Source organism: Nonomuraea sp. NPDC054003 (assembly GCF_055585125.1).
Window position 1 is genome coordinate 94,451 of sequence record NZ_JBVJKR010000001.1, and the last position, 14,042, is coordinate 108,492.

Sequence of the window (14,042 nt, forward strand, 5' to 3'; positions counted from 1 at the left end):
AGCGGCGGCGTCGAGAAGCCAGAGGCTTGGGGTGGCGAATTGATGGGTGACGAGTCGATTCGGCCGGTGGTCACCGGCGGTCCGGACGCGATCGCCGTCGTCGGCATGGCCTGCCGCCTGCCCGGAGCCGCCGATCCCGGGGCGTTCTGGAAGCTGCTCCGCGAAGGCGTGGACGCGGTCACCGAGGCGCCGGAGGACCGGTGGCCGGAGGCGACGGAGTACCGCCGCGGCGGCTTCCTCCAGGACGTCCACGGCTTCGACGCGGCGTTCTTCGGCATCTCCCCGAACGAGGCCGCGGCGATGGACCCGCACCAGCGGCTGGTGCTCGAACTCGCCTGGGAGTCCCTGGAAAGCTCCCGCACCGCCCCCGGCGGACTGCGCGGCAGCGCGGCCGGGGTGTTCCTGGGCGCCATCTCGAACGACCACGCCGCGTTGCTGGCGCGGGCCGGCGCCCAGCCGGGCAGGCACGCCTACACCGGGGCGAACCGCGCCATGATCGCCAACCGGGTCTCCTACTTCCTCGGCCTGCGCGGCCCCAGCCTCACCCTCGACGCGGGGCAGTCGTCCTCGCTGGTCGCGGTGCACCTGGCGTGCGAGAGCCTGCGCCGCGGCGAGACCGCGCTCGCCCTGGCCGGCGGCGTCAACCTCAACCTGAGCGGCGAGACCACCGACGCCATCGGCAGCTTCGGCGCGCTGTCGCCGGACGGCCGCTGCCACGTCTTCGACAGCCGCGCCAACGGGTACGTGCGCGGCGAGGGCGGGGCCGTGGTCGTGCTGAAGCGGCTGGCCGACGCGCTGGCCGAAGGCGACACCGTACACGCCGTGATCCTCGGCGGGGCGGTCAACAACGACGGCGGCGGCGAGGGGCTGACCGTGCCCAGCCGGCGGGCGCAGGAGGAGGCCATCAGGCTGGCCTGCGCGCACGCCGGCGTGGCGCCGGTCGACGTGGGCTACGTCGAGCTGCACGGCACCGGCACCAGGGTGGGCGACCCGGTGGAGGCCGCGGCTCTCGGGGCGGCGTACGGGTCGGCCCGGCAGGACGGTGACCCGCTGCCCGTCGGCTCGGTCAAGACCAACATCGGCCACCTGGAGGGCGCGGCGGGCATCGCCGGGCTGCTCAAGGTGGTGCTCGCCATCAAGCACCGCGAGCTGCCCGCCAGCCTGCACTTCGCGTCGCCGCCGCCGGAGATCCCGCTGACGGATCTGCGCCTGCGCGTGGTACGCGAGACCGTCTACTGGGCCGCGGGCGGGCGGCTGGTGGCGGGCGTCAGCTCCTTCGGCATGGGCGGCACCAACTGCCACCTCCTGCTCGCCGAACCACCCCCACGCTCCCCCGAACCGGAGGACCTCGCCCGGACCCGCCCCGAAGATCTTGACCTGCGGCGGTCCGGGGACTCCCATGCCCCCGGAGCCCGCGCGGGCGGGGACGCCGGGTGGCCGTGGGTGGTCTCCGCGCGGTCACCGGAGGCGTTGCGTGCGGCGGCGGGCCGGCTCGCGGAGGTCGCGGCGGAGCCCGGCGCCGAGCCGGACGGGATCGCGGCCGGCCTGCTGAGGAGCCGCACCGCCTTCGAGCACCGCGCGGTGGTGCTGGGCGCGGACCGGGAGGCCAGGCTGTCCGGGCTGCGGGCGCTGGCCGGCGGCCTGCCGCACGACGACGTCGTGCTCGGCGCGGCGACGGGCGGGCGGCGCGTCTTCGTCTTCCCCGGCCAGGGGTCGCAGTGGCCTGGCATGGCCCGCGAACTGCTGGCCGCGTCGCCGGTGTTCGCCGCCCGCGTCGCCGAGTGCGCGGACGCGCTGGCGCCGCACACGGACTTCTCCCTGGTCGACGTGCTCGGCGAGCGGCCCGGCGCCCCCGGACTCGACCGGGTGGACGTGGTCCAGCCCGCGCTGTGGGCCGTCATGGTCGCGCTCGCCGAGGTGTGGCGCTCCCACGGCGTCGAGCCGGACCTGGTCGTCGGCCACTCCCAGGGCGAGATCGCCGCCGCCACCGTCATCGGCGCGCTCAGCCTGCCCGACGCGGCGCGGGTCGTGGCGCTGCGCAGCCGCGCCATCGCCGGCATCGCGGGCCGGGGCGGCATGCTGTCGGTCGCGGCGCCCCTCGACGTGGTCGAGCGGGCGATCGGCCCGCTGGCCGTATCCGTGGCGGCGGTCAACGGGCCGCGCGCGGTGGTCGTCGCCGGGCCGCGCGAGCTGCTCGACGAGCTGGCCGGGCGGCTCACCGACCACCGCACCAAGGCCATCCCGGTCGACTACGCCTCCCACACCGCCGAGGTGGAGCAGGTACGCGACGAGGTGCTGGCCGCGCTGGCCCCGATCCGCCCGGTGAGCGCCGCGACGGCGTTCGTCTCCACGCTCACCGGCGAGCCGATGGACACCTCGGGGCTCGACGCCGGCTACTGGTACCGCAGCCTGCGCAACCCGGTCCGGTTCGCCCAGGCCGTGCGGGTGGCGATCGGGGAACGCTGCGACCTCTTCGTGGAGTGCAGCCCGCACCCGGTCCTCGCCACGGCGGTGGAGGAGACGGCGGAGGACGCCGGGGGCGAGGCCGTGGTGATCGGCACACTGCGCCGCGGCGAGGGCGGGGCCGGCCGCGTGCTGCGCTCGCTCGCCCGGGCGTACGCGGCGGGCGCCCCGGTCGAGTGGCCCGCCGTGCGCGAGACGCCGCGCTCCTGCCTCGCGGACCTTCCCACGTACCCCTTCCAGCGCCGGTCGTACGGGCCCGCCACCCCGGACGCTCACCGACCGTCACACCTCCCCGGCGATCGCGTGCCCGGCCGAGAGCCGGACGTGGTGCGTGATGGCGACGGCGGGACGCCGGACGCGGTGTCGCGCGAGGAGCGGGAGGTGCGGTCCGCGCGGAGTTCGGCTGAGGTGCGGGAGCTGGTTCTGGAGACCGCTGCCCGGCTGCTCGGCCATGATGACGCGGCCGCGCTGGAGCCTGCCCGGACGTTCAAGGACCTGGGCTTCGAGTCGGCGACCTCGCTCGAACTGCGCGACCGGCTGCGCGCCGCGACCGGGTTGAAGCTCCCGACCGGGCTGCTGTTCGACCATCCGACGCCCGCCCGCCTCGCCGACCACCTGTACGCCCTGCTCACCGCCTCGGCGCCGGACACGCCGGTCGTACGGCCGCGACCGAGGCAGGCGGAAGCCGACGACCCGATCGCGGTGATCGGGATGGGCTGCCGCTACCCCGGCGGGGTGGCCTCGCCGGAGGACCTGTGGCGGCTCGCCGGCACCGGCCAGGACGCGATCGGCGAGTTCCCCGCCAACCGTGGCTGGGACCTGGACGCGCTCTTCGCCACCGGCCCCGACCGCTCGGGCACCAGCGACACCAGGTACGGCGGATTCCTGTACGACGCCGACCGGTTCGACGCGGCCTTCTTCGGCATCAGCCCGCGCGAGGCGGCGGCCATGGACCCGCAGCAGCGGCTGCTGCTGGAGATCTGCTGGGAGAGCATCGAGCGGGCCGGGATCGACCCCGCCGACCTCCGCGGCTCGGCCACCGCCGTGTTCATGGGCGCGATGGCCCCCGAGTACGGCCCCCGCCTGCACCGGACCGCCGGCCTCGCCGACGGCCACCTGCTGACCGGCACCGCGCTCAGCGTCGTCTCCGGCCGCATCGCCTACACCTTCGGCCTGGAGGGCCCGGCCCTCACCACCGACACCGCCTGCTCGTCCTCACTGGTCTCCGTCGTCCTGGCCGTGCAGGCGCTGCGGCGGGGTGAGTGCGCGATGGCGCTGGCGGGCGGCGCGACCGTGATGTCCAGCCCCGGGATGTTCGTGGAGTTCAGCAGGCAGGGCGGGCTGGCCGCCGACGGGCGCTGCAAGGCGTTCTCGGCCGCGGCCGACGGCACCGGATGGGCCGAGGGCGCGGGCGTGCTCCTGCTGGAGCGCCTCTCCGACGCGCGCCGCCTGGGCCACCCGGTCCGCGCCCTGATCCGCGGCGGCGCCGTGAACCAGGACGGCGCCTCCAACGGGTTGACCGCGCCGAGTGGCCCGGCCCAGGAGCGGGTGATCCGTCAGGCGCTGGCCGACGCGATGCTCGACGCCCGCGATGTGGATGTGGTGGAGGCGCACGGCACCGGCACGACGTTGGGCGACCCGATCGAGGCGCAGGCGTTGCTGGCCACCTACGGGCGTGGTCGTGCGGCTGAACGGCCGGTGTGGCTGGGGTCGCTGAAGTCGAACATCGGGCACACCCAGGCTGCCGCCGGGGTGGCCGGTGTGATCAAGATGGTGAAAGCGCTGGAGCACCGTACGCTCCCGCCGACCCTGCACGCTGACGAGCCGACGCCGCACGTGGACTGGGAGTCCGGCGGCGTGCGGTTGCTGACCGAAGCGGTGGAACTGCCCGGCGAGCGTCCGTTGCGGGCCGGGGTCTCCTCGTTCGGGGTCAGCGGTACGAACGCGCACGTGATCCTGGAGGGCGCGCCGGCTCCGTCATCCGGCGGTCCGCTGGCACGGGTGCCGGAAGTCGGTGACGGTCCGCCGGAGCCCGTGTCGGCGGCCGGTGACGGTCCGCTGGCGCAGGCGTTCGCGGCCGGTGACGGTCCGCTGGTGTGGCCGGTGTCCGCGAGGTCGGCGGAGTCGTTGCGGGCGCAGGCTGCGCGGTTGCTCGCGTACGGGGAAGGCGTCGCTGATCGGGACCTGGCCGGTGCGGGGCGGGCGCTGGCCCGGCGCGCGAGCTTCGAGCACCGCGCCGTGATCGTGGCGGGGGACCGGCGGGAGTTGCTGGCGGGGCTGGCCGCGCTGGCGGAAGGCGGGTCCGACGCCGCGGTGGTGAGCGGGGCGGCGGCGCCCGGGGTCCGGCCGGTGTTCGTGTTCCCTGGCCAGGGTTCGCAGTGGGCGGGCATGGCCGTGGACCTCCTGGATGACGACGAGACGTTCCGGGCCGCCCTGCTCCGCTGCGAGGAGGCGCTGCGCCCGCACATCGGCTGGTCGGTCGAGGACGTGCTGCGTGGTTCTCCCGGCGCGCCCGCGCTGGAGGGGTCGGACGTGATCCAGCCGGTGCTGTTCGCGGTCATGGTCTCCCTGGCGGAGGTCTGGCGCTCGCTCGGCGTGCGGCCGTCCGCCGTGCTCGGCCACTCCCAGGGCGAGATCACCGCCGCGTGCGTGGCGGGCGCGCTCTCGCTGGAGGACGCCGCCAAGATCGTGGCCCTGCGCAGCCGGGCGCTGACGAGGCTGGGCGATCGTGGCGGCATGCTCGCCGTGCCCGTCGACGCGGAGCGGGCCGCCCGGATGCTGGAGCCGTGGGCCGGCAGGCTCTGGCTCGCCATCCACAGCGGACCGGACAGCTCGGTGGTGGCGGGCGACGCCGACGCGCTGGAGGAGTTCACCGCCGCCCACGGCGACACCGTACGGATCCGCCGGGTCGCGATCGGCTACGCCGCCCACACCCCGCACATCGACGCCCTGCGCGACGAACTGCTGGAGACGCTCGGCGGCGTCCATCCTCGCCCGGCCGAGGTCGCGTTCTGCTCGTCGCTGGAAGGCGGCACGATCGACACGGACAGGCTGACCGCCGACTACTGGTTCACCAGCCTGCGGCGACCGGTGCTGTTCCGCCAGGCGGTGGAGTCGCTCGCCGGCTCGGGCACCCCCGTGTTCGTGGAGTGCAGCCCGCACCCGGTGCTCACCGGGCACGTCGAGGACACGCTCGCGGACGCGTCCGGCGGCGCCACAGGAACGCTGAGGCGCGGCGACGGCGGCGCGGCCCGCCTGTTCAAGTCCGCCGCCCAGGCCTGGGTGCTCGGCGTGGACGTGGACTGGCCCGCGGCGCTCGGCCCGGCGACGAGCCACGACGACGGGCTCCCGACCTACCCCTTCGAGGCCGCGAGGCACTGGCTGGACGCGGAGCCGGTCGCCGCCGGCGGCGGGCTGGCCCCGTCCCGGCACCCGCTGCTCGGAGCCGGTGTCCCGCTCGCCGCCGAGGACGGGTTCCTGCTGGCCGGGCAGCTGTCCCTGGCCACCGCGCCGTGGCTCGGCGACCACGCCGTGGAGGGTGCGGTGCTGCTGCCCGGCACCGCCTTCGTCGAGCTCGCACTGGAGGCCGCGGCCAAGGTCGGATGCGACGAGGTCGAGGACCTGACGCTGGAGGCCCCGCTGTTCCTGCCGGAGACGGGAGCCGTACAACTGCAGCTCGCGGTCGGCGGGCCGGACGAGCAGGGCCGCCGCACCGTCACCGTCCACGGCCGCACGGGCGGCGACGCCGAGGAGGGCTGGATCCGGCACGCGACCGGCCTGCTCGGCTCGGCCACCGCCCCGGCCGCCGGTCCGCTCGCCGGCACGGCCCAGGCTGCCGGTCGGCTCTCCGGCACCGCCCCGGCCGCGCCGATCTCGTGGCCGCCGCAGGCCGAGCCCGTGGACCTGGACGACCTGTACGGCAGGCTCGCCGAGCGCGGTTACGAGTACGGCCCCGCGTTCCAGGGGCTGCGGGCCGCCTGGCGCGCGGGCGATCACGCCTATGCCGAGGTGACCCTGCCCGAGCCGGTGAGCGGCGAGGCCGGGCGCTTCACGCTGCACCCCGCGCTGCTGGACGCCGCGCTGCACCTGGTGGTGCTGGAGTCGGCGGACGATTCCGGCCTGTTGCTGCCGTTCTCCTGGAACGGGGTCCGGGTGGTCGCGACCGGCGCGCGGACGCTGCGGGTGCGGATCGACGGGTCGGGCGACGACCGCGTCTCGCTGACGATCTTCGATGGCGCCGGGCAGTGGATCGGCGGCGTGGACACGCTGGTCCTGCGCCGGATGCCCAGGAACGCCGCCCCCGTCAGCTCCACGGGCTCCGCGGCGCACGTCGTCGAGTGGGTCGAGCCGGTCGTGGCCGGGGCGTCCGAGCTGCGCTGGGCGCTGGCCGGTTCCGACGAGCTGACCGACGAGATCGGCGCCGAGCTGGCGGCGGTCGGGATCGAGCCGCCCCGCTACTACGACCTCGCGTCACTGGCCGAGATGAGCGCGGCCGGCGTCCCCGACCTGGTCCTGGCCCCCTGCCAGGCCGACCCCGGCGACCTGCCGTACTCCGCGCACGACGCGGTGGGCCAGGCGCTCGACCTCGTCCAGGGCTGGCTCGGCGACGAGCGGTTCGCCGGGTCGCGGCTGGTCTGCCTCACCCGGGGCGACGACCCGGCGAGCGCGGCGGTGCGAGGGCTGGTGCGGGCGGCGCAGAGCGAGCAGCCGGGCCGGTTCGTGCTGGCCGACGTGCCCGAGAAGTTCTCCGCCTGGGGGCTGCTGGCCGCCGCCGTGGCCGCGGGCGAGACCGAGATCGCCGGCCGCGACGACACCGTCCTCGTCCCCCGCCTGGTGCGCCGCCCGGCAGCCACCGCTCCCGCTGAGGTCTCTTCCGCGATGGCTGGTGCGGTGCTGGTGACCGGGGGGACCGGTGGGCTTGGTGCTCTGGTGGCGCGTCGGCTGGTGGCGCGGCACGGGGTGCGGGACCTGGTTCTCCTGTCGCGGCGTGGGCTTGAGGCCGCGGGCGCGGCCGGGCTGGTGGCGGAACTGGAGGAAGCCGGTGCCCGGGTGCGGGTGGCCGCTTGCGACGTGTCCGATCACGCGCAACTGGCGGACGTGGTGGCGTCGGCTGGTCCGCTGGCCGGGGTGGTGCACGTCGCCGGGGTGCTGGACGACGGCTTGGTGGAAGGGCTGACCCCGGAGCGGGTGGCCGGGGTGCTGGGACCGAAGGCGGACGCCGCCTGGTTCCTGCACGAGCTGACCGGGTCCTCCGAGCCGGGCTTCTTCGTGCTGTTCTCGTCGCTGGCCGGGGTGGTCGGCAACGCGGGTCAGGGCAATTACGCGGCGGCGAACGCGTTCCTGGACGGGCTGGCGGTCGCCAGGCGTGCGGCGGGGCTGCCTGCGGTGTCGGTGGCGTGGGGGCTCTGGGATGTCGAGTCCGGCATGAGCGGCGCCATGGGCGAGGCCGATCGGGCGCGGCTGGCCCGCGCGGGGATCGCGCCGCTGCCGGTGGAAGAAGGGCTGGCGCTGTTCGACGCCGCCCTGGCCGGTGACGCCGATCCGGTGGTGGTGGCGGCCCGCTGGGACATGGCGGGACTGAGGGCACGCGCGGAGAACGAGGAGCTGCCGAGTGTGCTGCGCGGCCTGGTCCGCATGCCCCGACGGGCGGCGGCCGGGGCCGAGGCCCAGCCCTCGGCGGGACCGGCCGAGCTGACCGAGCGTCTCGCCGCGCTGGGCGAGGCCGGCGCGCTGACCCACCTCACCGAGCTGGTCCGCTCGCACGTCGCCGCCGTCCTCGCGTACGGCGGCGCGGACTCGATCGACGTGGACCGGGCCTTCAACGAGCTCGGCTTCGACTCCCTGACCGCCGTCGAACTCCGCAACCGCCTCACCACGGGCACCGGGCTGCGGCTGCCGTCCACGCTGGTCTTCGACCACCCCACGGTCCGCTCGCTCGCCGAGTACCTGTTCCGCACGCTGGCCCCCGAGACGCCCTCCGCCGAGGACGCCCTGCGGACGGCGGTGGACCAGGCCGAATCCGTGATGCTCGCCGCCAACGGCGAGGCGGACGCCGTACGCGACCGGCTCGTCGCCATTCTGCAGAGCGCTCTCACCAGGATCGGCGCGACCCCGGCGGACACGCTGGTTGCCGCGCCCACCAGGTCCAACGGCGCCGCGGAGGAGATCGTGTCCGCCTCCGACGAGGAGATCTTCGCCTTGATCGACAACCGAACGATGACATCTCCTCTGAGATCGCCACAGGAAGGGCTGGACCATGGCGAATGAGGACAAGCTTCGCGCCTATCTGAAGAAGGTCACCGTCGAGCTGGCGGAGACGCGTCAGCGGCTGGCTGAGGATCAGGGGCGCAGGCATGAGCCGGTGGCGATCGTGGGGATGGCGTGTCGTTTTCCGGGTGGGGTGGGTGGTCCGGAGGAGTTGTGGGATCTGGTGGCGTCCGGGGGGGATGCGATCGGGGAGTTTCCGGTGGATCGGGGGTGGGATCTGGAGGGGTTGTTCGATCCGGATCCGGAGGTGGTGGGGAAGTCGTATACGCGTCATGGGGGGTTCGTGTATGACGCGGGTGAGTTCGATGCGGCGTTCTTCGGGATGAGTCCGCGTAGTGCGTTGGCGACGGATCCGCAGCATCGGTTGTTCCTGGAGTCGTGCTGGGAGGCGTTGGAGCGGGCGGGGATCGATCCGGTGACGCTGCGGGGCAGCCGTACCGGCGTCTACGCCGGCAACATGTTCAACGACTACTCCTCCCGTTACGTGCACGGCGCGGTTCCTCCGGCGCTGGAGGGGGTGCTGCTGTCGGCGAGCACGCCCAGCGTGCTGTCCGGGCGGGTCTCCTACACCCTCGGGCTCGAAGGCCCCTCGCTCACCGTCGACACCGCCTGCTCCTCCTCCCTGGTCACCCTGCACCTGGCCGTGCGGGCCCTGCGGCAGGAGGAGTGCACGCTGGCCCTCGCGGGCGGCGTCACCCTGCTGGCCTCACCTGACGCCTTCGTGGAGTTCTCGCGCCAGCGCGCGCTCTCTCCTGACGGCCGCTGCAAGCCGTTCTCCTCGACCGCCGATGGTGCGGCGTGGGCGGAGGGGGTGGGGGTGCTGGTGCTGGAGCGGTTGTCGGAGGCGCGGCGCAACGGCCGGCGGATCCTGGCGGTGGTGCGTGGTTCGGCGGTGAACCAGGACGGCGCCTCCAACGGGATGACCGCGCCGAGCGGTCCGGCCCAGGAGCGGGTGATCCGTCAGGCGCTGGCCGACGCGTTGCTGGACACGCGGGACATCGACGTCGTGGAGGCGCACGGCACCGGTACGACGTTGGGCGACCCGATCGAGGCGCAGGCGTTGCTGGCCACGTACGGGCGTGGTCGTCCGGCTGAGCGGCCGGTGTGGCTGGGCTCGTTGAAGTCGAACATCGGGCACACCCAGGCAGCAGCCGGGGTGGCCGGTGTGATCAAGATGGTGCAGGCCATGCGGCACGGGACCCTTCCCCGTACCCTCCACGTCGAGGAGCCGACGCCGCACGCCGACTGGTCCGCGGGCGGCGTACGGCTGCTCACCGAGGCCCGCGAGTGGCCGCGCGGCGAGCACCCCCGCCGGGCGGGCGTCTCCTCCTTCGGCATCAGCGGCACCAACGCGCACGCCATCATCGAGGAGTACGTCCCCGAGGCCGCGCCCCTGCCCGAAGCCCGCCCCGAGCGCGTCTTCACCGGCCCGCTCGCCTGGGCCGTCAGCGGCCACACCGCCCAGGGCGTGCGCGCGCAGGCCGAGCGGCTGCACCGCCACGTCACGGCGCAGGACCGCCCCGACCCCGCCGACGTGGCACACTCCCTGGTCACCACCCGGACGGCGCACCCGCACCGCGCGGTCGTGCTCGGCCGCGACCACGAGACCCTGGTCGCCCATCTCGGCGACCACCTGCACGGGCGTCCCGTGGCCGAGGTGGTCACCGGCGTGGCGGCCGAGCACACCCGCACGGCCTTCCTGTTCACCGGGCAGGGCGGGCAGCGGCCCGGCATGGGCCGGGAGCTGGCCGCCGCCTCGCCGGTGTTCGCCGCGGCCCTGGACGAGGCGTGCGCCGCCCTCGACCCCCACCTGGACCGGCCGCTGCGCGAGGTCATGTGGGCCGGGCCAGGCACCCCGGAAGCCGCCCTGCTCGACGAGACCCTCTACACCCAGCCGGCCCTGTTCGCCTTCGAGGTCGCCGCCTTCCGGCTGCTGGAGTCACTCGGGCTCGCCCCCGCGTACGTCGCCGGGCACTCCGTCGGCGAGTTCGCCGCCGCGCACGTCGCCGGGATCTGGTCGCTGCCGGACGCCGCCCGCCTGATCGCCACCCGCGCCCGGCTGATGCACGGGCTGCGCGAGCCCGGCGCCATGATCGCGATCGCCGCCACGCCGGACGAGGTCCGGCTCACCCTGGCCGGGCTCGACGACAAGGCCGGCATCGCCGCCGTCAACGGGCCGGACAGCGTGGTGATCTCCGGCGACGAGGAGACGTGTCTCGCGGTCGCCGCCCACTGGCGCGAGCGCGGCCGGCGCACCCGGCGGCTGACCGTCAGCCACGCCTTCCACTCCCCGCTGATGGAACCGATGGTCGGCGAGTTCGCCGCCGAGCTGGACACGGTGACGTTCGGCAAGCCCCGGATCGCGTCCGTGACCGGCCTCCTCGACACCCCGTGGACCAGCCCCGAATACTGGCTGAGCCAGATCAGGCTGCCCGTCTTGTTCCACCCGATGATCGCCCGGCTGGAGGAGCAGGGGGTCAACCTCTTCCTGGAGGTCGGGCCGCAGGCCGTGCTCGCCGGCATGGCGCACGACTGCGTCACCGGCGAGGACGCCTCGATCCTCGCCCTGCACCGCCGCGACCGCGCCGAGCCCGACGCGCTGGCCGCGTGCCTGGCCGGCGCCTGGGCCGCCGGAGCGTCCGTCGACTGGCCCGCGCTGCTCCCCGGCGGGAACCGGGTGGACCTGCCGACCTACGCCTTCGAGCGCGAGCGTTACTGGCTCGGCCCGCCCGCCCGCGCCGCGAACCTGTCCGCCGTCGGCCTGCGCGAGGTCGCCCACCCCCTGCTGGGAGCCGAGCTCGACCTCGCCGGGGACGGGCCGGTCGTGCTCACCGGCAGCCTGTCGATCAACGGCGCGCCCTGGCTCGCCGACCACGCGGTGGCGGGCGCCGTGGTGCTGCCCGGCACCGCGCTGGCCGACCTGGTCCTGGAAGCCGCCACGAGGACCGGGTCCGACCTGGTCGAGGAGCTGATGTTCGAGGCTCCGCTGGTGCTGCCGCGGCACGGCCCGATCACGGTCCAGGTCGTCGTGGACCCTCCTGACTCCTCGGGCGCCCGGCCGGTGCGCGTGCACTCGCGGCCGGTCGACGATCCCGAGACCGGCTGGACCCGGCACGCGTCCGGCTCGCTGGCCGAGGGTGCCGTGGGTTCGGGTGTGTGCGAGTGGGCCGGGGTGTGGCCGCCGGTGGACGCGGTGGTGGTGGAGGTCGAGGGGGGTTATGAGCGGCTGGGGGAGCGGGGTTACGAGTACGGTGCGGCGTTCCAGGGGTTGCGGGCGTTGTGGCGTCGTGGTGAGGAGTTGTTCGCGGAGGTGGTGGCGCCGGAGGGCGTGGACGTGACCGGCTTCGGCATCCACCCCGCCCTGTTCGACGCCGTGTTCCACCCGCTGCTCGTCGCCGACCCCGCCGACGAGCTGCGCCTGCCCTTCGAGCTGCGCGGCCTGCGGCTGTACGAGGCGGGGGCGGGCACGCTGCGGGTCCGCCTGACCAGGACCGGCCCTGACGGGTGCGCCATCGAGGCGGCCGGTCCCTCGGGGCGTCCGGTGTTCTCGCTGGACTCCCTGCGAGCGCGCCCGGTGCCGGCCGAGTCGCTCGCCACGGCCGGTCTGCCGCTGTACGGGGTGGAGTGGGCCGAGGTGGCTCCCTCCGCGCCTGGCTCGGTGGAGCCGGAGGTGGTGTGGTGTGTGGGCGGGTCGGCGGACGTTCCGGTGGCGGTGCGTGAGCTGACCTCGCGTGTGCTTGCGGCGGTGAAGCAGGCTGGGGCGTCGCCGGTGGTGTTCGCGACGCGGCCGGGGGATGTGGCCGGTGCGGCGGTGTGGGGGCTGGTGCGGTCGGCGCAGAGTGAGCAGCCGGGCCGGTTCGTGCTGGCGGAGGCGCCGGAAGGGTTCTCTGGCTGGGACGCGGTCCTGGCTTCTGGCGAGCCGCAGGTACGGGTGATCGACGGACAGATCCTGGCCCCTCGCCTGACCCGCCGCCCGGCAACCACTCCTTCCGCCGCCTCCAGGTCTGGTGCGGTGCTGGTGACCGGCGGGACCGGGGGACTTGGTGCTCTGGTGGCGCTGCGGCTGGTGGAACTGCACGGGGTGCGGGATCTGGTGCTGGTGTCTCGGCGTGGACCTCGGGCCGAGGGCGCGGCGGAGCTGGTGGCCAAGCTGGAGGACGCCGGTGCCCGAGTGCGGGTGGCGGCGTGTGACGTGTCCGACCGTGCGCAACTCGCGGACGTGGTGGCGTCGGCCGGGCCGCTGGCCGGTGTGGTCCATGTCGCCGGGGTGCTGGACGACGGGCTGGTCGAGGGGCTGACTCCGGAGCGGATCAGCGGGGTGCTGGGGCCGAAGGCGGACGCCGCCTGGTTCCTGCACGAGCTGACCCGGGATCTGGGGTTCTTCGTGCTGTTCTCCTCCCTCGCAGGAGTGCTGGGCAACGCGGGCCAGGGCAATTACGCGGCGGCGAACGCGTTCCTGGACGGGCTGGCGGTCGCCAGGCGTGCGGCCGGGCTGCCGGCGGTCTCCGTGGCCTGGGGGCTCTGGGACGTGGAGTCCGGGATGACCGGTGTTCTGGCGGAGGCGGACAAGGCGCGGCTGGCCCGCGCGGGGATCGCGCCGCTCGCGGTGGAGGAAGGGCTGGCGTTGTTCGACGCGGCCCTGGCCGGCGATGTCGATCCGGTGGTGGTGGCGGCCCGCTGGGACATGGCGGGGCTGCGGGCGCGGGCGGAGAACGACACGCTGCCGGGAATGCTGCGCGGCCTCGTCCGCGTGCCACGCCGCGCCGCCGGACGGGCCGAGGGCGCGGGGTCGCTGGTGTCCCGGCTGTCGGAGCTGAACCGGGACGAGGCGCTGCGGCTGCTCACCGACACCGTACGCGACCACGTCGCAGCAGTGCTCGCCCACGGCAGCGCGGACAAGGTCGGCATCGACCGGGCCTTCAACCAGCTCGGCTTCGACTCCCTGACCGCCGTCGAACTCCGCAACCGGCTCAACACCGACACCGGGCTGCGGCTGCCCGCGACCCTCGTCTTCGACCACCCGACCGTGCGGGTGCTGGCGCAGCACCTGTTCGACGCGCTGGCTCCCACGCAGCCGTCGCCCGAGGACATGCTGCGCGGCGCCCTGGAGCACGTGGGGTCGATGCTCACCACCGCCAAGGACGACAGCGAGATCATCCGCGGCAAGCTCGTCGCCGTGCTGAAGAGCGGCCTGGCCCGCTTCGGCACCGAACCGGACGGCGGCCGCCCCGACACGGTGGTGGACAAGATCGACGACGCCTCTGATGAGGAGATCTTCGCCCTCATCGACAACGACCTGTGACTGGAAGGGC

At 74.8% G+C, this 14,042-nt stretch carries 2 protein-coding genes; both read left to right on the plus strand.

Annotation, left to right across the window (positions count from 1 at the left end; genetic code table 11):
* The first annotated feature begins 42 nt into the window (after positions 1 to 42).
* Positions 43 to 8,730 (plus strand): type I polyketide synthase, encoded by an 8,688-nt coding sequence (locus tag ACZ6YG_RS00455; protein ID WP_466016794.1) that lies wholly within the window; start codon positions 43 to 45, stop codon positions 8,728 to 8,730.
* The gene (locus ACZ6YG_RS00460) at positions 8,720 to 14,032 is read left to right on the plus strand and encodes an SDR family NAD(P)-dependent oxidoreductase (RefSeq protein ID WP_466016795.1); all 5,313 of its coding nucleotides are present in this window, start codon (positions 8,720 to 8,722) and stop codon (positions 14,030 to 14,032) included. Before ACZ6YG_RS00455 ends, ACZ6YG_RS00460 begins: the two co-directional genes overlap by 11 nt.
* The last annotated feature ends 10 nt before the right edge of the window (positions 14,033 to 14,042 follow it).

Excerpts from the sequence above, each read along its gene's own strand:
- ACZ6YG_RS00455 (WP_466016794.1), top strand. The coding sequence starts at position 43 with ATGGGTGACGAGTCGATTCGGCCGGTGGTCACCGGCGGTCCGGACGCG.
- ACZ6YG_RS00460 (WP_466016795.1), top strand. The coding sequence starts at position 8,720 with ATGGCGAATGAGGACAAGCTTCGCGCCTATCTGAAGAAGGTCACCGTC.